Raw genomic sequence first — 19,293 nt, 5'->3', positions numbered from 1 at the left:
GCGCGCTGCATCAAGGCTGGATAACGCCATGATTTGGATAACCATACTGGCCATGGCGGCTCTGGTGTTTATCAGCCGCTATCTGCTGCTGGATCCCAAGCTGCCGATCCGCCTGGGGCGCCGCACCCAGGCATTCTTAAGCTTCTCGGCCCCGGCGGTGCTGACCGCCATCTTCGCCCCCATAGTGTTTCTCCGCGATGGCAGCCTTAACCTCAGTCCCTTCAATCCCTATCTCAGCTGCGCCCTGCTGGCGACCGTGCTGGTGCTGCTGACCCGCAACACCCTGGTGACCGTCATCATCAGCATGGCGGTGTTCTTTTTTATCCACTGACCCTGTTTATCCACTGACGCCTTCATCCGCCTGCAATTGCCGATGCGCAGTGCGGATACTGTGGCCCTTGAGGGCATAAAACAGGATGACGGCATAGCAGGGCAGCAAAATGATGTAGCCCGCCTGATGACTCAGGCCCTGATGCACCAGGGCACCATAAAGCAGCGGCAAAATGGCGCCACCGGCAATGCCCATGATAAGCAAGGCCGAGGCGGTGGCGGTAAAACGTCCCAGCCCCTGCAATGCCAGTGGCCACACCGCCGGCCACACCAGGGCATTGGCCAGCCCAAGCAAGGCCAGACAGAGCACTGTGTCGGGCACAGGTGTTATCCCCAGTGGCTGCAGCAATATTTGCGCCAGGCCATAGCTTTGTTCATCGCCCCAGATAAGCCCGGCAGCAAACACCAATCCGGCCATGGCGGAAATCGCCAGCGCTGACCTTTGGCTCAGCCAACGGGGTATGGCCACAATCCCCAGCACATACCCCACGACCATAAAGCTCATGGTATAGGAGGTCAGCACACCGAAATTGGCCAGTCCCAGATGTTGGCCATAAAGACCTATGCTGTCTCCGGCGATCACTTCGGCTCCCACGTAAAGGAACAGGGTCAGGGCCCCCAGCAACACCTGGGGATGTTGTCCCAGGGCTCGCCAGTCCCTGGCAGCTCCCGAGCCGCTGCCCTCCAGTTCAGGTTCGGGCAAGGGCGACAGACGCACGTAAAACAGCAGGGCCACCAGCACCAAGGCCATGGCAAGATAAGGTCCCACCAGGCGCGCCGACAGGCTCTGCAATGCCTCGGCCCTCGCCGTCACCTCCATGGCAGCCAGAGCGGTCTCGCTGTAGGCCTCCATACCGGTCAACACCCATGCGCTGAACGCCAGGGGTACCAGGATCCCGGCGCCCTTGTTTACCAGCCCCATACAACTGATGCGCCTGGCGGCACTTTCCCTGGGACCAATCACCACTATGTAGGGATTGGCAGCGGTCTGCAGTAAGGTCAACCCGGTACCGAGCACAAATAACGCCAGCAGGAAAAAGGCAAAACTGTGGCTGTAGGCGGCGGGAATAAAAAGCGCGGCCCCCAAGGCCATGACCCCGAGCCCCAGCTGCAAGCCGGCCCGATAGCCGAAACGCGCCAACAGGGTCGACAGGGGCAAGGCCATCACAAAGTACGCTATGTAGAAGACAAAGGTCACAAGGTATGCCTGCAGCTCATTGAGTTCACAGGCAATTTTTAGAAAAGGGATCAAGGCGCCATTCAGCCAGGTCACAAAACCAAACACAAAAAACAAGATACCGATAAGGATCATCGGCAGCAGTGTGCCTGTGGTGGCCTTTGACGTACCTGAAGACTGGGATGAATTAGGGGTCATGAAAGCGTTCCTTTAATGGTTAAGTTCGGGACAGACCGGTGATCAGCGCCAGCGGCAGCGTGAGCCCGGCACCGGGCTCGGTGCCGGCCACCACCACGCCACTCTGCCAGCGGGCACATTGGAACAATTGGTCATCCAGCAACAGCAAATCGGCTCTGGCGCCGGGCACCAGGGCCCCCCGGTCCTCAAAACCCATAAACTGCGCCGGCGTATGGGTTGCCATGGCAACGGCATCCGCCACGGCTATTCCCATGGTCCGGCAGGCATATCTGAGGGCCCCCGTCATGGTGAGAAGCGAACCGGCCAGGGAGCCGTTGCTGTCCCTGAGCGCATTGCCGCGCCGCACCACCTTGCCACCGAAGAAGGCAAACTCCGTGGTGTCCGTACCCACGGTTGACATGGCATCGGTCACCAGCATCAAACCGCGACGGCCCTTGAGGCGCCAGGCCAACATGGCCGTGGCCGGATGCACATGCTCACCGTCGAGTATGATGCCGCTGCAGCTTTGGGCGCTGTAGAGTGCGGCCCCCAGCATGCCCGGCTCCCGGGAGGTCAGTCCCGACATGCCGTTAAACAGATGGGTGAAACCTCGGGCCCCGGCGTTAATGGCCTGCATGGCGGTGGCAAAATCGCAGTCCGAATGCCCGAGACTGACCTTTACCCCGAGCGCAACCAAGTCACGTATATCGGACGGCTCCACGCGCTCCGGCGCCAGGGTCACCAGGCAGGCGCCAAGTTCCCTCACCGCTCTGCCATAGAGGGCCAGCTCGGCCGCCCCCAGGGGTCTGAGTTTGGCCACACTGTGGCAACCCCGTTTGGTCACTGACAAATGGGGGCCTTCAAAATGTATCCCGGCCACGCCATCAAATCCCAGTCGGCGGGCCTCAATGGCGGCATCCAGTGCCGCGCTCATCACGGCCACATCGTCACTGATGACCGTGGGCAACAAGGCTCCGGTGCCGTAGCGGCCATGGGCATCGAGCATGGTGCCCAGCGCCTCAGCCGTGGGGCTGTGATTGAACAGTATTCCTCCGCCGCCATTGACCTGGGTATCTATCAATGCCGGCACCAAAAGACCGTCACATTCAAAAACCGGCTCGGCGCTGTCAGGGTCCGAAGTGGCTATCTGGGTGATCTTGCCGTTTGCCAGCCGCAAAAAGGGCCTGGCAACCTCGTCCATGTTCTCACCCAGCAAGGCCCTGGCCGGGCAGAGCCAGAATGCGCTAGCTTGAACCATTGGCAATACTCCTTTTGCTTGGGGGATTGACGGCATCGCTTGCCTGGGAATTAGGGCCGTTTGATTTGGAAATGCGGCTTTCATTCAAGAGCAGGCTTTCATTCAAGAGCTGGTTTCTGCCAAGCAGCGCAGCGCCGCGGACACCGCTGGCGGCGCCGAATTCGGCCACCCGAAACTCCGGCAGGCTCACGCCGGCAAACAGGTGTTTTTGGGTCGCCACCGGCAAAGCTTCCATAATTTCAGGTACCTGGGACAAGCCGCCACCAAAGACAAAAATATCAGGATCCAGCGCCAGTATCTGCCCCGCCAGCACGCTGCCCAGGGCATCCATATAGGCATCAAAGGCACGCCTGGCCGATGCCTCCCCCTCACGGTAGGCCGCCAACCATTGATAGGTGTCGGCTTCACCGCCAAAATGCCGGTACAGGCGCCCAAGGCCGGTGCCGGACACATAGTTTTCGGCGCAGCCCCTGAGGCCACAGCCGCAGTCGTACAGTGGCAGTCCATGGTCCAGCAGCACCGAGGCTGCCAGGCCCTGGTGGCCAAATTCCCCCGCCAGGCAGTTGGCGCCATTGAACAGCCGCCCATCGATACACAGGCCGCCACCGAGCCCGGTGCCGAGGATCACCCCCACCACATGGCGCTTATCCCTTCCGGCCCCCAGCAGGGCTTCGGACAGGGTAAAACAGCGACAGTCGTTGCCCGTGGCGACCTTGCGTCCGAGCCTGGCACCGAGATCCTCGGCGACCCGGCGCCGGTTAAGACAGGGCACATTGCTCGACAGCACAGTGCCATCGGTCTGGATAACCCCCGGCAGGGCGATGCCGACCGAGGCCATGGCCTGTTGCTGTTCCTGTTCATGTTCTTCGGCCTGGGCTTGCTCTGACGCCAGGTCGCGGCAACGCTCGTCGGCCAGGGCTATCTGGCCACAGACGGTCGTCAGAAACGCCTCGTAATCATCCACCGGGGTGGCAAGCTGCCAGCGGTCCCGGCACTGAAGTTCATCATCAAATATGGCCAGGGCGATTTTGGTGCCGCCGATATCCAATCCGTAATGCATGCTCAATCACCTCAGAGCGGCGCGCGATACAAGTCCAGTGAGTGCACATTCACTCCCTGCACCACCCTGTTAACCTGGCCACCGGGACAGGGATTGTCCGGTGACACCGCCAGGTTCAACGCCGTGTAATAAGCCAAAAGTTGACAATACAGCACATAGGGTAAGCCGAGCCAGACCTCATCCAGCAAACGCTGTCCGTCCGCCGTCAGGCGTTCTTCGCACAGCATGGTCACGCCGCGGGCCTGTTCATCCCCCTCAAGCTCCCGAACCATGTCCAGATCATAGGCCCTGGCATAGGGCTCAGAGGAGGCCAGCAGCACTATCCGGGTCTGGCCATCCACCAGGGATTTGGGACCATGACGGAAACCCAGCGGAGTCTCATAGAGGCCAATCACCCGCCCGGCGCTGAGTTCGAGCAATTTCAGCGCCGCTTCCCTGGCTACACCCTTCAGGGCACCACCGCCCAAATACACCAGACGGGTGTTGTCTTCCAGCGCCTGGGCGGCAATCTCGGACAGCCGCTCGTCCAGCAGGGCGTTGGCCATGGCGACAACCCGCGCCAGGGCTTTATCGTCACGGCAAAACAGCAGCAGCACCGCCAGGTACATGCAGCTGAAGCTGCTGGTCATGGCAAAGCTGCGATCGTGACTGGCCTCCGGCATCAACCACAAACAACATCTGGTCTGTTGCTGGCGGGCATAGGCCGCCATTTTGCCCTCCGGATTGCAGGTCACCAGCAGGTGATAGCACTCGGGCAGCAGGGCATCGCAAATGTCGATGGCGGCCATGGATTCTGGGCTGCTACCCGAACGGCCAAAGGACAACACCAGGGTCGGCCGCGCCGGGTCCAGATGTAAATGGGGATGGGACACCAGATCCGTGGTGGCAAGGGCTTCGGCGCTCTGGCCCGCCAGCGGCAGTTGCTTCGCCACATGGGCCGCCAGGGCCTCGCCTATGTAGGCCGAGGTGCCGGCACCGCACAATAAGACCCTCAGGTTTTCCCTTGCCAACAGCGGCGCCAGGAAGGCAGCAATTGTGGCGGACACCTGTTCATAGGCCGCCGCCAGCTCCCCCCACAAGGCGGGCTGCTGCAGTATCTCTGCGGCGGTGAATTCGGCCCCCTCTCGGGGTGCATGCAACGCCTCACGGGCAAATTCAGGATAGACCTTGGTCTTTGATAACGAACTGACTTGCATGAAATTTATCCTTGTTTTGCGCTCAATTGGCAGGCGTCGGCATAGCGACCGAGCACCAGGCTGATATGGTCGAGTACCAGCTCAAGTCCGGTGGCGGGCAGTTGTCCCCGCAGCACCCTGGGATACTGCAGTGGCAGATACTGACTGATAAGTGGCAAGGGAATGGGCTCTTTGAGGTTGGCCAGCAACTTGTCTATGGTCAGGGCCAGCTCGGGCCAGTAATAGCGGATACGGTCGCTGTAACTGAAGCCCAGTTGCCAATCCCGCAGTTGCGGATCGGTGTAAAAACTTTGCCAGTATTTGGGCTGGGCCAACATCTTGTCCAAGCACATGGCCTTGAGACCGGCACGCTTGACCGCCGGGACCAGCAGTTCTTCGATATGATCCAAAGCAAACAGGGCTTCGCGCAGGGCAAAGGTCAGCTCGGGTCCCACCTTGAGGATGGCGAAATGATCCGCCACCAGCTCACCGTAATGCTCCGGCAGCTGATAATCGGTGGAATGGGCCTCGAATACCAGGCCACTTTGATGACGAATAAATCCCTGCTGCTCCCGGGTCAGCCTGGGTTGGTATTGGTGCACCTGACTGTGGCCAAACTCCACCCCGGGCTGAACCACCAGGGCAATGACCTTGTTCCACACCTCTTCAGCAAGACCTTCGGCCACAAAGGCGTGTTTGTGGGCCGCCACTGTCTCTTCCATGGCCGGCACCGGCGTAACCTCCAGGGCGGCGAGGCTGGCCACGCCTCCGGGAGGCGGCACTTCGGTGCCAATCACATAGCAAAGCTCGCGACCATTGGCGGCTTCTTCGGCGGCGCGGCACAGCCGGGCGGCGCGCCCAGCTATCAAGGCATCCCCCAGGGGTTCCTGCTCACCATGGCAGGCCATGCTGGCATCGAGATGGATTTTATCAAACCCGGCCAGCACACAGGCCCTCACCAGGGCCTCGGCCTCGGCCATGGCGGCTTCCGGCCCCAGGTGCTTCCAGGCCACCGGGCCCAGGTGATCGCCGCCGAAAATCAACTGCGATGCCGGCACCCCTTCGGCCTCGGCCAGTTCCCGCACAAAGGCGATAAAGTCGGCCGGGGTCATGCCTGTGTAACCGCCGTGCTGATTGACCTGATTGGCCGTGGCCTCAATCAACAGCGGCGCCCGGTTGGCTGCCGCGTGGCGCAGGGCGGCACGCAGCACCAGGGGTTGGGCCGAGCAGACGGCGAAAATCCCCTTGCGTTCGCCACGCTTGTTGGCGGCCATAATGGCCTTGAGCAATGACATGGCCCTTACCCCACAATGCCAAGCGGCTTGGCACTTTGCCACAGACCACGGGTGAAATCGGGGAAGTCCTTTGAATTGCCACGATCGGCAACCGACATGGCCGACAAGGGTTGCACCGCGGACCAGGCGGCGCCGTCATACACATCCTGATCCAGTGGCTCGGCGTTGCGCAGGCAGTAAATCAGGCGCCAGCACATCAAAAAGTCCATGCCGCCGTGACCGCCGTTCTTTTCGGCTTCGGCGCCCATGCGCAGCCACAGGGGATGATCGTACTTGCCGTACCAGTGCTCCATGTCCAGATCCCAGTCGTGGTAACTGCCGCGGCCACCATTTTCCAGCGCAATGCGGTTGGGGAAGCCGGCGAAGACCCCGTTGCTGCCCTGAATAAGATTGTGGCGGCTGTAGGGCCTTGGGGTGGTGGTATCGTGCTGCACCATGATGGTCCGGCCCCTGACCGTCTTAATAAGGCTGGTGTTCATGTCGCCGCAAATGTAGTTCATGGCATTGCGGGGGTGATCGGCGGCAAATTCTCGCTTGGCATAGGCGGCACGGCCCACGGCAGGTGAACTCATGGAGCTCAGGTAATCAAAGCGGTCACCACGGTTGATATTCATGTATTGGGATACGGGGCCCAGACCATGGGTCGGATACAGGTTGCCGTTGATCTGGCTGTGATACTTGGTCCGCCAGGAGCCGGTCTTGCGCTCCATCTCTTTCATCTGCCAGCGCAGTTCGTGGATGTAGGCAGCCTCGCCGTGCAGCAGCTCGCCAAATACGCCCTGGCGCACCATGTTGAGCACCATCAGCTCATCACGACCATAGCAGACGTTTTCCAGCATCATACAGTTGCGCTGGGTGAGTTCCGCCGTGTCCACCAGATCCCAGAGTTCGGTGAGGCTGAGGCCCATGGGCACTTCCACACAGGCGTGCTTACCGGCAAGCATGGTGTCCTTGGCCATGGGGTGGTGCCATTCCCAGGGCGTGGATATAACCACTATGTCCACGTCTTCCCGCGCCAACAGGTCGCGGTAAGCCAGCTCGCCCTGACCAAAATAGGCCACCTGGTTGTTGCCGTGTTCGGCCATGATCTTGCGGGCCCGGTCCAACACCAGGGAGTCGGTATCGCAGATGGCGGTAATGCGGGCGCCTTCGATGTTGTTAAAGTGATGGATGTAGCCCACGCCGCGCTCACCAACGCCGATAAGTCCAACCCGCACCTCGGCCATGGCCGGTACCACCAGTCCCATGACGGATTTTCCGACTGACTTTCGCATCCCGGCGGATGGCGCTGTGGCGCCCCCCTGAGCACAGGCGGCCAATGCGGCCGACGCCACCGAGGCCATTGAGGCCTTCAAAAACCCACGACGATCCCAACCCGACATAAGCACTCCCCTATATAACTACTGACTTCGTTCAACGAGGTGCAATTGCACCCCCAGTTTTTCCAGGGCCTCCACGTAATGCGGCGGGATCCCGGTATCAGTCACCAGGCGGTGAATGTGGCGACAGCCACAGATCACATGAAAGGCCTGCTGATCAAATTTGGATGAATCGGTCACCACTATGACCTCGGTGGCCAGCTCCACCATCATGCGGTTCAAACTGGCTTCCTTTTCAAAATGGGTGGTCAGGCCGGCCTTGAGGTCGAAGCCATCCACCCCGAGGATCAACTTGTTGAAGTTGTAATCCCCCAAACTCTTCTCGGCGCTGCTGCCATAAAACGACATGGACTTTTTCCGCAACAGGCCGCCGGTCAACATCACTTCCACCGACTCGGACTTGGCCAGCACTGTGGCGATATTCAGCCCGTTGGTCATGACGATCAGATCCTCATGCTGCATCAGGTGATGGGCCACCTGCTCCGTGGTGGTACCCGAATCGAGCAGCAGGCGATCGCCGTTTTGCACCAGGGCTGCCGCGGCGGCCCCCAACTCACGCTTGAGCGCCGAGTAACAACTGCCCTTCTCCTTCAGCGACAACTCACGGCTCAGCTCACTGTTGACCATGGCCCCGCCCCGCGAGCGCACCAGCAACTGCTTCTGATCCAGGGTCGCCAAATCGCTGCGAATAGTGACTTCGGAAACCCCGAAGCGGCTCGCCAGCTCGGTCACCGAGACCTTGCCCTGCTGCTGGGTCAGGCGCACTATCTCCTGCTGCCTTTCAATGGTGTTGAGCATATTCATCGTCTTTACCTGTGTGGTTTCGAAAAGCTCACTCTACCATGGCCCCTTGGCTTTCAGTAGCTTTAGCTTTCATTTACTTTCGAACCACCACCCAAGTCATAATCTCGCAAATTAATTCTTTATTTTTATCAACTTAACAGAAAGCCAACACCCACCCTCCGCTTTTGCATGAAACTACTATGCCCAACTTCGAAAGAAAACAAAAGCATTTTTACATTTATTTGTTGATTTTTTCACAGCATTAACAGTATACGTAATACATCGAAAGCTCTGTGCAGTTTCTTTGACTTTCGTAAAACAACAACCACAGGAAACACCTTCACCGGAGGGGAGCAGATGACATTGTTACGTACCCAAGTGGCCAGCCTGGCGCTGGCAATCAGTACCGCCCTGTGGGCCCTGCCGTCCCAGGCAGCCGACGTCGGGTCGGCCACCAAGGACAAGAGCCAGGCCCAAACAAACCAAAAGCAACAAACAGAGGAAGCACAGAGCGAGGAGAACGGCGGCGAGATGGAGCGGATCCAGGTCTCAGGTATCCGCTCAAGTATTAAGGAATCCTTGTTTTTAAAACAAAATGCCACCAGCGTGGTGGATCTGGTGGTGGCCGATGATATAGGCAAGTTCCCCGACGAGAACCTGGCCGAAGCCCTGCAGCGGATCCCCGGGATCACCATCACCCGCAACGGCGGTGAAGGTCAGAATATCCTGGTGCGTGGTCTGGGGGACGGTTACAACGTCACCACACTCAACGGCCGCAAACTGGCCTCTGAATTTGCCGGCCGCGATTTCAACTTCGACACCATAGCCTCGGAGCTGGTGAACGTGCTGGCGGTATACAAGTCACCCGAGGCGCGCCTCACCGAGGGCGGCATTGGCGCCATAGTGGATATCCAGACCCGTAAGCCTTTGGATATGAATGGCTTTACCCTGCAAGCCTCGGCCAAGGGTATACATGAATCCCGCACCGGTGATATCCACCCCCACGCGTCTTTCATTATTGGCGATCAGAATGATGAGGGTACCCTGGGAGCCCTGTTTTCGGCCGTGTATTCCAAAAAGACCCTGAGGGCCGACACCTATTCCGCCGACGGTTTCTTTGATGAAGACGAGGGCTGGGGTGTGGACAGCGCCGGGGTGCCGGTGGACACCAACAACAACGGTGCCATAGACGAAGGGGAAATTTACGCCTCCAAGATCCCCAGCTACATGTATTTTGCCAATGCCCAGGACGTGCGGGAGCGCATAGGCTCCACCTTGGCACTGCAATGGCGTCCCAGTGATGACCTGTTGCTGAGTCTCGACGGCCTCTATTCCCGTTACAATACCGATGGTCACAGGTACCAGATTGGCTTCGTCAACTACGACGAGTCCTGGACCCCGGGCACACCGCTGTTTACCGACGCCAGCTTCGATGAGCTCGGCCGGGTCGTGAAGATGAAGCAGACCGGTGACAATACCATGGTAGAACTGCTCAACATCTCCGAACCCCGCCAGACCGACACTTGGCAGCTGGGACTCAACGCTGCCTGGCAGCCCACCGACAATTGGTCTGTGATGGCGGATCTGGCCTATTCCCAGGCCGACAACAAGAACAAGGGTGACAACCGTTTTATCGTTGCCCGGGGCTTTGTTGACAGCATTGGCATTGACTACAGCACCGGCAATACCCTGCCGGATGTCAGCATCAGCCCGGCGCTCACCGCCGACCAAACCTACGGCGCCCACTACAGCTACAACAGCGGTACCGGGGTGAAGGACAAGATCAGCGATCTCAAACTCGAAGCCAGCTACGAGCCCGATGATGGCATCATCAGCAAGCTGCACTTTGGCCTCAACTATGTGAAGCAGAGCAAGGGCCAAGATGCCTTCAGATCGCGCAACCCCAGCCAGTTCAGTCGTGGCGGTTACTACCTGACCCGCGATGGCTATGACTTTGCCCCCGGCCAGGTCTTTACCCAGGGCGAATTCGAGCTGTTCCGCATTCCGGAAAACGTCTTTGTTCCCGCCAACTTCGACAACTTCCTTGAGGGTGAAAACAGTGTGTCGCCGGATCCCTGGCCAAGCTTTGACTATGATGCGCTGCTGGCATTCTACCGCTCCATCAACAGCGAAGCCGCCGATGCCAGCATAGTCGCCAGCCAGAGCAAGTCCGGCAGCTACGAGGTGTCCGAAGCCGTGACCTCGGCCTTCGTGCAACTGACAATGGAAGATGAGCTGTGGGAACTGCCCTACATGCTGAACCTGGGTCTGCGTGGCAGCCATACCCAGGTGGACTCCAGCGGCTTTGGTTACGATCTTGCCAAGGTGGTACTGGACGGCGAAGGTCAGCCAAGCAACAACGATTGGCGTCAAGTGGTGGCCACCGAATACGAAGGCAGCTACAACAGTCTGTTGCCCAGCATCAACCTGAGGGTAAACCTGCAGGATGACCTGCTGCTGCGTGTTTCAGCCGCCCAAACCCTGAGCCGTCCCTCCCTGTACGCCCTGCGCACCTGGGCCTCGCCCGATTTCACCAACCGCAAGGAAGGCCTGCCAACCCTGAGCCGCGGCAATCCCGGGGTGAAAGCCGAAGAAGCCTATCAGGGTGACGTCACCCTGGAATGGTACTACGGCGACAGCAGCTCCCTTGCCGCCGGTGTGTTCATCAAGGACATCAAGTCCTTTATCGAAAACGATGAAAACGCGATGGACGTGGATGGCAACCGCTATTTGGTCAGCCAACCCGAGTCGGGCCAATACGGCGCCAAGATCACCGGTTACGAGCTGGCCTGGCAGCAATCCTTCGAGGAATGGCTCCCCGAGCCCATGGATGGTTTCGGGATCCAGCTGAACTACACCTTTGTGGACAGCAAATATGATGATCCCGAGCGCTTGGATCTGCCCTTTGTGGGCATGTCGGAGAACTCCTACAACGCCGTACTCTACTACGAGAAATACGGCCTGCAGGGTCGTCTGGCCTACAACTGGCGCAGCAAGTTCCTGGTGGATCCCGAGGCCTGGGGCGGCCCGGCCTGGATTAACGCCTACGGCCAGCTGGATGCCAGCCTCAGCTATGAGCTGATGGAAAACCTGACCGTGTTTATGGAAGCCTCCAACCTGGATAACAACCGCTACTCGGGTTACATCAAACGCCCGGATCAGGTGAACTATCTGGAACGCTTCGGCACCCAGATAGCACTGGGGATCCGCGGCAGCTTCTAAATCCCTATTTGGCGGCTGTTTTGGCCGCCATGTCTCCGAGCTCTCTAAGCTTGTGGCATAAGCATTGGGCGGCCATTCGGCCGTCCTTTTTTATGTCTGACAATAGAGACTCATTCCGCCTGTTGCCCGCTCTGGGCACGCATGCGGGCGACAAAGTCCGCCAGCTCCTGCCCAGGGGTCACCGGAAAACTTTCCTCCAGGCTTTCCAGGGCCTGAATGCGATCGACCCGAAAGCTGCGAAAGTCATGGCGCAGTTCACACCAGGCCAGCAGGGTCCAGGTGCCACGCCAGAAATAAATCGCCAGCGGGCGCAGCCGCCGCTCGCTGACATCCTCCTTGGCATCCCGATAGTGAATATGGCAATAGCGCCTTGCCCTGGCGGCGATGCGCAGCGGGTCGAGAAACTGAAACTCGGCCTCGTCGAGGTAAAAGTCCGGTGAAAACATCAAAGATTGCAGCGACTGCAAGCGGCTCGGCAACACGGCTTCCACCTTGATCAGCGCCTGGGCCGCCGCCTGCCCCAGGGCCTTGCCGCCCCAGGTCTGTACCATGCGAATGCCCACCTGCAGCGCCTCCAGCTCGGCCTCGTTGAACATCAGCGGCGGCACATTCACCTCCTGACGCAGCAAATAGCCGACACCGGCCTCCCCTTCGATGGGAATGCCGGACAGGCACAGGTCCTGGATATCACGGTAAATGGTGCGCACCGACACCTCCAGCCGCTCGGCCAGCATGGCGGCGGTGGTCAGGCGGCGGTGACGCAATATCTGCACTATTTGAAACAGCCGGTCGGCGCGGCGCATAGGCTTTCCCTGAACTTAAATAATCCCCAAAACAAACAGGGCTCCCGACGCCTGGGCGCCGGAAGCCTTTCACTCACACATGAAGCAGGAACACGGGACTAGAGCGCCGGACACCAGAGGCCAACACGGTTACCCTCGCTGTCGGCAAACAGGGCAATATAGCCGCATTCACCTTCCTTGATCCCCATGGGCGGCATCAATATTTCCACGTTCGCCTGTTCCAGGCGCGCCACCAGGGGGCCCAGCTTATCGGCAAAGTGCAGATAAATCACCGAGCCGTCCATGGATGGCTTGGCCATGGGGTGTTTTATCAGGCCGATGCTGGCGGCCTGCTTGTCCTCGCACTCGAGCACGGCATACTGACATTCAGCGTTGTCTTCGCGGCGGAATTGGCAGCCGAAATGTTGACCGTAAAAGTCCATGGCCCTGTCCATGTCGGTGACGGCGAGTTCGCCCCACACCAAAGGTGCATTTTGCATCATAACCTTGATCTCCTTATGAATTAAACCTGGTTAATGTCCGACAGCTCCCCGCTGCCACCGTGGCTGCGAAGGGAAGCGAACTGAGGACAGCATAAGGGGCCCCTACTGACAGCCTTGTGTCAGCAGGGGGCTTTGCGGGTTATAAATATTTGGGGTAAAGACCTGTCAGTGGGGCAAGGAGGCCTGATGGGCTGTGACCAATTGATCCATGGTGGTTTCGGCCAGGCGTTGCACCTCGGCAAGACTGGTACCCTCAGCCATGGGCAACACCAGCTCGTAGTAGCACTTGATCTTGGGCTCGGTGCCGGAAGGCCTGACTATCACCCTGGCACTGCTGTGTGGCAGCGCCTCGTCGCCATCGAGGTGATAAATCAGCACGTCGCTGGCGGGCAAGTGAATGGTTTCTTCACGGCCATCGGCGTAGCGCTTGGTCAGCCACTTGAGATCCTCGCAGCAATTGACCTTGCGCCCGCCAATTTCGCCGGGGGGCGATGCTCGCAGCGTCTCACCAATATTGGGGGTATCGGCCCCCAGGGCTATGCTCACCTGGCAGTTATGATGGAAACCGTGGCGGCGATAAATTTGCTCCAGCCTGTCCCAAAGGGTCATGCCGGCGCTCGCCAGGGCCGCAGTGAGCTGGGCAAAGGCCAGCTGGGCCGACAGCCCGTCCTTGTCCCACACCAGATGGCCAACCGTGTAGCCCAGGGCCTCTTCATAGGCAAACAGGAAGGGACAGCTCGGGGTTTGCAGCTTTTGGGCGGTATTCATCAGCCACTTGAAGCCGGTCAGTGTGGTGTAACAGCGGCCGTCGTAATGGCCGGCAATGGCCTCCAGCAGCCCCGAGGACACCAGGGTCTTGCCCACCAGTTGTGGCTTGGGACTCAGGGACAGGAGGTAGTCCCCCAGCAGGCAGCCCACCTGATCGCCGCTCAGCATGCGATAGCTGCCATCGTCGCGACGCACCGCCACCGCAAAGCGGTCGGCATCGGGATCGTTGGCACAGGCCAACATGGCCCCCCTGGCCGACGCCTCGGCTATCACCAGATCCATGGCGCCCGCTTCCTCGGGATTAGGGAACTTCACCGTTGGAAAGTCACCGTCCGGCTGTTGTTGGGCCGCCACCGGATAGACGGCACTGAATCCCGCGTCCTTCAGCAGGGTCAAGGCCATCTCGGCCCCCACCCCATGCATGGCACTGTAGGCCATGGCCACTGAATCGGGCCGGGTGTGATGGCTGAGCAGCGCGCTGTGCTTGATGGCGCGGCGGTAACCCTCGAAAAAGTCCTGCTGTAACCATTCCAGCAGGCCGCGCTTGGTGGCCTCGCTCTGATCCATAAAGGGGATGGCTTCATTGGCGGCCCTGTCGATGCAGGCGGCAATGCCGGCATCGTGGGGCGGGATGATCTGGGCACCGTTTTCCCAGTACACCTTGTAGCCGTTGTACTGGGGCGGGTTGTGACTGGCGGTCACCACCACACCGGCGGCGGCGTGGAAATGACACACACCGTAGGCCACCAAAGGCGTGGGCGCCACTGTGGCGGTCAGATGCACCTTGAAGCCCATGGCGCAGAGCACGCTGGCGGCATCGTGGGCAAAGGTGCGCGAATCGTGACGACCATCGAAACCTATGATCACCCCGCGGCTGTGGGCATCTTTAACATGACTGGCAAGGTAAGCCCCGAGACCCGCGCTGGTCTCACGTACCACCAGGCGATTCATGGCCATGGGCCCCGGGCCCACCACGCCGCGCAGCCCGGCGGTACCAAACTCCAGCCGCCCCGAGAAGGCCGCGCCGAGGGCCGCCTCGTCTCCTGCCGCTACCATGGCCTCCAGTGCTGCCCGGGACGCGGGATCCGGATCCCGCCCCAGCCAGTGATTGAGCTGAAGTTGCAAATGGGTGTTCATACAGCCTCCTTCTCGCACCGTCTGTCAGGACAGGGGCTTTTCCCTAAGCTTAGGGGCTTCCTGCCCGGCCTGGCGCCAAATTTTCTTTTTTCATTCAGGCAACGAATTGCTGATGCCAAAGTCTGCCAAAGAGATTAGCATAGCGCGATCGTTCAAGGAGCCCCAGATGTCAGCCATAACATCAGAACAAGTGTCAGTCCCAATGCCAGCCAAAGTGTCAGCTAAAATGTCCGCCCCAATGTCTCTCAAAGGCGCTTTTCATTGCCTGCGCCCGCTGGCATTTATCACTTTTTTGCTGTGGCTGGCGGCCTGTAGCCAAACACCGTCTGAGCAGCAGCCCGATGAGACAAATGCAGCGCCAAGGATCACTGAGATTGAATCACCACAGGCAACAACAAGGGAGCCGCAAACGCCGCAAGCCCCCCAGTATCAGGATCTGTGGCGCAAGATCGCAGCATCGAACGACATAGTCTTGCATGACTCGCCGCAAATGCAGCTTTGGGTTGACTTTTATCGTCAGCGGCCAAGCTTTGCCCGCCAGCTCAGCGACAAGGCGGCCCCCTTTCTGTTCGAAATAGTGACGGCCCTGGAGCAAAAAGGCCTGCCACTGGAGCTGGCGCTGTTGCCTGCGGTAGAGAGCGGCTTCAATGCCAATGCCAGCGGCGGTGCTCCGGCCGGTTTGTGGCAGATGATCCCCGCCACCGGCAGACGTTTTGGTTTGCGGGTCGGTGCCGACTTTGACGGCCGCCGCGATCCCATGGCCTCCACAGAAGCTGTGCTCAATTATCTTGTCCATCTGCACACTACGTTGGGCCAGGACTGGCTCAATGCGGTGGCCGGGTACAATTCGGGTGAGCTCAGAATTCAGGCGGCCATCAAGGCCAACCAAGCCAAGGGCCTGGGCACAGATTTCTGGTCCTTAAAACTCAGCGGCAAGCAGGCTCCGACAGTGTACAAGTGGCTGGCGCTGATAGCCCTGCTGCGGGAAGAGGCCCTGCCCCTGGCTCCCATAGCCAATGCCCCGGCCGTCAAGCGGGAGGCGGCGGTGAGCGGCCAGCCCCTGGCTGTGCTGGCCAAGGGTTATGGCCTGAGCCTCAAACAGCTCAAGGCCCTTAATCCTGGATTTCGAACCGCGACCGTACCCACAGCGGGACACTATTCCCTGCTGCTGCCCCTGGATGCCCAATGGCAGGGTGGACAACTGAGCGCCCTCAAAGCGCCAAGCTACCAGGTTAAATCCGGCGACACCCTGGGCGCTATAGCCAAGCGCCATGGGATCAGCCTCAAGACCCTGCTCGGCCTAAACGGCCTGACCGAAAAGAGCATAATCAAACCGGGCCAAATGCTCCGACTCGAATAAGTGCTAAGGTTGGAATGAGTGCGGCGACTGGAATAAGTACTGCAGCTGGAATAAGGACGGGGTTATAAATGCCCCTCTCCTGTCAGTCCTTTCCCGTTAGCCCGAGCGGCGAAAGCGACGGCGGTACTCACCCGGACTCAGCCCACACAGGCGGGTGAAAGCCCGGCGGCAGGCACTGACATCCTCATAACCCAGCTCTGTGGCGATGCACTCGAAGCTGTCATTGCCTGATTCCAACCGCTCCCGCGCCCTTTGCATGCGCAGTTCCAACAGGTACTGGGCCGGTTGCAGCCCCGTGGCTTTGAGAAAGCGGCGCTGCAGTGTCCTTGGGGTCATGTGACAATATCCGGCCATGGCTACCACGGAAATTTGGCCGTGCAGTTGCTGTTCCAGCCAGGTTTGCAACCCGGCAATGGCGCTGTCACCGTGATTGAGTTTGGCCTCGAAGCGGCGATAAAAGCGCTGCTCGCGAACACCTGTGTCGACCACCAATAATTTCCCCAGCTGGGACACCAGGGCAGGATCGCCGAGCCTGGCCACCAGGGCGAAGCCCAGCTCCAGCCAGGACATCATGCCACCGGCACTGATGATATCGCCCTGATCTATCATAATCTGGCCGCAGTCCAGCTTGGCCTTGGCAAAGCGTTGCCTGAAGGCGGCCTCCAGCCCCCAGTGGGTGGTCAGCGGCCGCCCGCGATCGAGTCCCGCAGCCGCCAGCAAGAAGGCACCGGCACAGGCCGAGGCAATCAGGGCACCCTGCCCATGGCATTGCCGCAGCCACTGATTCAAGGCCTCATTCTCCTGGCCATAACCCGAATCGTCCATGGCCGGTGGCAGCAGCACCGCATCCCAGCGGCTTGGGGGCTCGTCGGGCCAGGTCAAAGTTTCAGGATAAAAGCGCCAGGGCAGGCCCTGCTCGGCGGCGCAGCGATTGGCGAGCAGCAGCATTTCCGCCAGCCCGTGCAGCGCCGAATTCAACACCCCGGGATAGGCCAGGATGGCAATATGCCGTTCTTTTATGGGCTGTTGGCCAAACTGCGCTTGTGCCTGCCCAGTACTCAAAGGCCCTGTATCATCCTGTGCCATGCACCACTCCCCGTTATTCAGTCAGCTGCGACTGCTCCATCAACAAGATGTCGCATTCTGCACTGAATGTGTCGCCTAAGCCACTGCTGCATCCTTAGATTTCAGGGCATCCTGTCTGGGCATTCAACAGAGGGAGAACAGAGATGCACACCAAAAACACGGCGCTGCTGCTGATTGATTTTCAAAACGATTATTTCGAGGGGGGCAAGTATCCGCAGCATGGCGCAGATAGCCTGCTGCCGCGGCTGAGGCAAGTGATAAGTGCTGCCAAGGCGGCGCAGATGCCCATAATCGCCATCAGGCATTTGGGATCCGCTGCGGCGCCCTTTTTCAATGAAGGCAGCGCCGGTGCACAATTCCACCTAGAACTGCATCCCGAACTGCAAGAATTGAGCTGGGTAGTGGACAAGCGCCATGCCGACAGTTTCAGAAATACCCAACTGGCGGACTTGTTGCAAAAGCTCAAGGTTAGCCGATTGCTGCTCGCCGGCATGATGACCCAGAACTGCATCACTCACACGGCCCTGTCGCCCTGGGGAACGAGGCTGGAGATGGTGGTGCTGGAGGATCTGTGTGCCGCCCCTGATCCTCTGGTGCATGCCATCGCCATCCGCGCCCTGGCGGACAGGGTGACGGTCAGCAGCAGTCAGGACTGGTTTGCCTGAGGCAAGGAGGATTGCGGCTCAGGACTTTAACCAGCTAAAGGCTTCAGCGAGGCTTTGAGGCGCGCCATGCCCTCGTCGAGGCTGATATGGGCCTCATAACCCAGGTCACGGCAGGCGGCGGAGATATCGAAGTAATGGCTGCAGGATAATTGCTTGGCCACAAAGCGGGTCATCAGCGGCTCCTCGCGCTTGCCAAGCAGGCCATAGAGGCCTTCCAGCAGCGCACCGACGCCATAGGCCACAGCGGCCGGCACCCTTTTGCCGACCGGCGGCAGATTAGCGCAGGCCAGGATACGGTTGAGCATTTCCGCCATGGTCACGGGCTCGCCGTTACTGAGGAAATAGGCCTTGCCGGCGCAGGGGCTGTTGTCTTTCAGCAGCGCCAGGCCCGCCAGCACGTGGCCATGGGCGGCGTTGTCCACATAAATGGTGTCCACCAGCTTGTCCTTGGCGCCCACCAGCTTGAGTTTACCGGTGCGGCCCCGCTCCAGCACTCTGGGCACCAGATGGGCGTCATCCGGGCCCCAGATAAGGTGCGGCCTCAGTGCCGTCACCGGCAGTTCGGGTGAGCTGGCCGCCAGCAACATGGCCTCGGCCTCGGCCTTGGTGGCGGCGTAATGGTTGAGAAAGCGCCTGGCATAGGGTGCCGACTCGTCAATGCCGTCTTCATCCACGCCATCAAAGGTCACGCTGGGGGTGCTGGTGTAGACCAGTGCCCTGACGCCGTGACTTGCAGCGCAGGCCAGCACGGCGGCGGCGCCGTCGACATTGGCACTGCGGTAACTGTCGAGACTGCCCCAAACTCCGGCCTTGGAAGCCACATGGAACACCAACTCGCAACCGGCCATGGCCCTGGCGACGGCGGCGGGATCGGCAATATCCCCCCGGTGCATTTCCACGCCCATGGCGACAAGCTCGGGATAGTCTGAGCGGGCGAGCCCCACCACCTGAATACCGCCCTGCAGCAACTGGCGACAGAGGGCCTTACCGAGAAAGCCACCGGCGCCGGTCACCAGCACCCGCTTGACCTGATTGCCAAGCTCGGTGGCGGCTTGCAGATGCTTGGGATGGAGTGCAAACCGGCTTGCTGCGGCCACGGCTGTTGTCGTCATAAAGGGATCTCTGGCGTTATCAGG

At 59.8% G+C, this 19,293-nt stretch carries 16 protein-coding genes; 4 read left to right on the top strand and 12 right to left on the bottom strand.

Annotation, left to right across the window (positions count from 1 at the left end; genetic code table 11):
- Positions 1 to 28 precede the first annotated feature (28 nt).
- Entirely contained in the window at positions 29 to 331 is a 303-nt protein-coding gene (locus tag JYB84_RS06160) for an AzlD domain-containing protein (protein WP_207322547.1), read from the top strand.
- Positions 332 to 337: 6 nt separating this feature from the next.
- Here JYB84_RS06160 and JYB84_RS06155 read toward each other — a convergent pair whose 3' ends face one another.
- The 7 genes from JYB84_RS06155 to agaR are packed head-to-tail and all read right to left on the bottom strand — an operon-like array spanning position 338 to position 8,655.
- The gene (locus tag JYB84_RS06155) at positions 338 to 1,705 is read right to left on the bottom strand and encodes a sugar MFS transporter (RefSeq protein WP_207322546.1); all 1,368 of its coding nucleotides are present in this window, start codon (positions 1,703 to 1,705) and stop codon (positions 338 to 340) included.
- A gap of 19 nt (positions 1,706 to 1,724) precedes the next feature.
- Positions 1,725 to 2,942: an N-acetylglucosamine-6-phosphate deacetylase gene (nagA, locus tag JYB84_RS06150; protein ID WP_228290899.1), complete on the bottom strand. Its 1,218-nt coding sequence runs from the start codon at positions 2,940 to 2,942 to the stop codon at positions 1,725 to 1,727.
- On the bottom strand, positions 2,929 to 4,002 hold the full coding sequence (locus JYB84_RS06145) for an ROK family protein (protein WP_207322544.1): 1,074 nt from the start codon (positions 4,000 to 4,002) through the stop codon (positions 2,929 to 2,931). The genes nagA and JYB84_RS06145 overlap by 14 nt, the downstream gene beginning before the upstream one ends.
- An 11-nt stretch (positions 4,003 to 4,013) precedes the next feature.
- The gene (locus tag JYB84_RS06140; RefSeq protein ID WP_207322543.1) at positions 4,014 to 5,198 is read right to left on the bottom strand and encodes an SIS domain-containing protein; all 1,185 of its coding nucleotides are present in this window, start codon (positions 5,196 to 5,198) and stop codon (positions 4,014 to 4,016) included.
- 5 nt (positions 5,199 to 5,203) lie between these two features.
- The gene (locus JYB84_RS06135) at positions 5,204 to 6,472 is read right to left on the bottom strand and encodes a class II D-tagatose-bisphosphate aldolase, non-catalytic subunit (protein ID WP_207322542.1); all 1,269 of its coding nucleotides are present in this window, start codon (positions 6,470 to 6,472) and stop codon (positions 5,204 to 5,206) included.
- A gap of 5 nt (positions 6,473 to 6,477) precedes the next feature.
- Positions 6,478 to 7,854, bottom strand: a complete 1,377-nt coding sequence (locus tag JYB84_RS06130; RefSeq protein ID WP_207322541.1) for a Gfo/Idh/MocA family protein — start codon at positions 7,852 to 7,854, stop codon at positions 6,478 to 6,480.
- An 18-nt stretch (positions 7,855 to 7,872) separates the two neighbouring features.
- The gene (gene agaR, locus JYB84_RS06125) at positions 7,873 to 8,655 is read right to left on the bottom strand and encodes a transcriptional repressor AgaR (protein ID WP_207322540.1); all 783 of its coding nucleotides are present in this window, start codon (positions 8,653 to 8,655) and stop codon (positions 7,873 to 7,875) included.
- A gap of 336 nt (positions 8,656 to 8,991) precedes the next feature.
- Here agaR and JYB84_RS06120 point away from each other — a divergent pair, with 336 nt between their 5' ends.
- Positions 8,992 to 11,856, top strand: a complete 2,865-nt coding sequence (locus JYB84_RS06120) for a TonB-dependent receptor (protein WP_207322539.1) — start codon at positions 8,992 to 8,994, stop codon at positions 11,854 to 11,856.
- A 110-nt stretch (positions 11,857 to 11,966) separates the two neighbouring features.
- Here JYB84_RS06120 and JYB84_RS06115 read toward each other — a convergent pair whose 3' ends face one another.
- From JYB84_RS06115 to JYB84_RS06105, 3 genes are all read right to left on the bottom strand, one after another.
- Positions 11,967 to 12,659 carry a helix-turn-helix transcriptional regulator gene (locus tag JYB84_RS06115; protein ID WP_207322538.1) on the bottom strand — a complete coding sequence of 231 codons (693 nt, stop codon included), beginning with the start codon at positions 12,657 to 12,659 and terminating at the stop codon, positions 11,967 to 11,969.
- Between the two features lie 98 nt (positions 12,660 to 12,757).
- Positions 12,758 to 13,141 (bottom strand): VOC family protein, encoded by a 384-nt coding sequence (locus JYB84_RS06110; protein ID WP_207322537.1) that lies wholly within the window; start codon positions 13,139 to 13,141, stop codon positions 12,758 to 12,760.
- A 165-nt stretch (positions 13,142 to 13,306) separates the two neighbouring features.
- Positions 13,307 to 15,046 (bottom strand): phospho-sugar mutase, encoded by a 1,740-nt coding sequence (locus JYB84_RS06105; RefSeq protein ID WP_207322536.1) that lies wholly within the window; start codon positions 15,044 to 15,046, stop codon positions 13,307 to 13,309.
- 238 nt (positions 15,047 to 15,284) lie between these two features.
- Between JYB84_RS06105 and JYB84_RS06100 the strand changes: the two genes are divergently transcribed.
- Positions 15,285 to 16,406: a transglycosylase SLT domain-containing protein gene (locus JYB84_RS06100; RefSeq protein WP_207322535.1), complete on the top strand. Its 1,122-nt coding sequence runs from the start codon at positions 15,285 to 15,287 to the stop codon at positions 16,404 to 16,406.
- Between the two features lie 96 nt (positions 16,407 to 16,502).
- On the opposite strand, the gene JYB84_RS06095 is transcribed toward JYB84_RS06100, so the two are convergent.
- Positions 16,503 to 17,492 (bottom strand): GlxA family transcriptional regulator, encoded by a 990-nt coding sequence (locus JYB84_RS06095; protein WP_207322534.1) that lies wholly within the window; start codon positions 17,490 to 17,492, stop codon positions 16,503 to 16,505.
- A 143-nt stretch (positions 17,493 to 17,635) separates the two neighbouring features.
- Here JYB84_RS06095 and JYB84_RS06090 point away from each other — a divergent pair, with 143 nt between their 5' ends.
- Positions 17,636 to 18,157, top strand: coding sequence for a cysteine hydrolase family protein (locus tag JYB84_RS06090; protein WP_207322533.1), 522 nt, complete (start codon positions 17,636 to 17,638; stop codon positions 18,155 to 18,157).
- A 26-nt stretch (positions 18,158 to 18,183) separates the two neighbouring features.
- Here JYB84_RS06090 and JYB84_RS06085 read toward each other — a convergent pair whose 3' ends face one another.
- Entirely contained in the window at positions 18,184 to 19,269 is a 1,086-nt protein-coding gene (locus JYB84_RS06085) for an NAD-dependent epimerase/dehydratase family protein (protein WP_207322532.1), read from the bottom strand.
- Positions 19,270 to 19,293: the final 24 nt, after the last annotated feature.

This window comes from Shewanella cyperi, assembly GCF_017354985.1.
GTDB classification, from domain to species: Bacteria; Pseudomonadota; Gammaproteobacteria; order Enterobacterales; family Shewanellaceae; genus Shewanella; species Shewanella cyperi.
This window is presented reverse-complemented; position numbering and strand designations above follow the sequence as displayed.

What these genes read in the sequence shown, in the direction of transcription:
- JYB84_RS06100 (WP_207322535.1), top strand. Translation starts at nt 15,285, where the DNA reads ATGTCTCTCAAAGGCGCTTTTCATTGCCTGCGCCCGCTGGCATTTATC.
- JYB84_RS06085 (WP_207322532.1), bottom strand. Translation starts at nt 19,269, where the DNA reads ATGACGACAACAGCCGTGGCCGCAGCAAGCCGGTTTGCACTCCATCCC.
- JYB84_RS06120 (WP_207322539.1), top strand. Translation starts at nt 8,992, where the DNA reads ATGACATTGTTACGTACCCAAGTGGCCAGCCTGGCGCTGGCAATCAGT.
- JYB84_RS06130 (WP_207322541.1), bottom strand. Translation starts at nt 7,854, where the DNA reads ATGTCGGGTTGGGATCGTCGTGGGTTTTTGAAGGCCTCAATGGCCTCG.
- JYB84_RS06160 (WP_207322547.1), top strand. Translation starts at nt 29, where the DNA reads ATGATTTGGATAACCATACTGGCCATGGCGGCTCTGGTGTTTATCAGC.
- JYB84_RS06095 (WP_207322534.1), bottom strand. Translation starts at nt 17,492, where the DNA reads ATGGCACAGGATGATACAGGGCCTTTGAGTACTGGGCAGGCACAAGCG.
- JYB84_RS06105 (WP_207322536.1), bottom strand. Translation starts at nt 15,046, where the DNA reads ATGAACACCCATTTGCAACTTCAGCTCAATCACTGGCTGGGGCGGGAT.
- JYB84_RS06135 (WP_207322542.1), bottom strand. Translation starts at nt 6,472, where the DNA reads ATGTCATTGCTCAAGGCCATTATGGCCGCCAACAAGCGTGGCGAACGC.
- JYB84_RS06140 (WP_207322543.1), bottom strand. Translation starts at nt 5,198, where the DNA reads ATGCAAGTCAGTTCGTTATCAAAGACCAAGGTCTATCCTGAATTTGCC.
- JYB84_RS06115 (WP_207322538.1), bottom strand. Translation starts at nt 12,659, where the DNA reads ATGCGCCGCGCCGACCGGCTGTTTCAAATAGTGCAGATATTGCGTCAC.
- nagA (WP_228290899.1), bottom strand. Translation starts at nt 2,942, where the DNA reads ATGGTTCAAGCTAGCGCATTCTGGCTCTGCCCGGCCAGGGCCTTGCTG.
- JYB84_RS06155 (WP_207322546.1), bottom strand. Translation starts at nt 1,705, where the DNA reads ATGACCCCTAATTCATCCCAGTCTTCAGGTACGTCAAAGGCCACCACA.
- JYB84_RS06110 (WP_207322537.1), bottom strand. Translation starts at nt 13,141, where the DNA reads ATGATGCAAAATGCACCTTTGGTGTGGGGCGAACTCGCCGTCACCGAC.
- JYB84_RS06090 (WP_207322533.1), top strand. Translation starts at nt 17,636, where the DNA reads ATGCACACCAAAAACACGGCGCTGCTGCTGATTGATTTTCAAAACGAT.
- JYB84_RS06145 (WP_207322544.1), bottom strand. Translation starts at nt 4,002, where the DNA reads ATGCATTACGGATTGGATATCGGCGGCACCAAAATCGCCCTGGCCATA.
- agaR (WP_207322540.1), bottom strand. Translation starts at nt 8,655, where the DNA reads ATGAATATGCTCAACACCATTGAAAGGCAGCAGGAGATAGTGCGCCTG.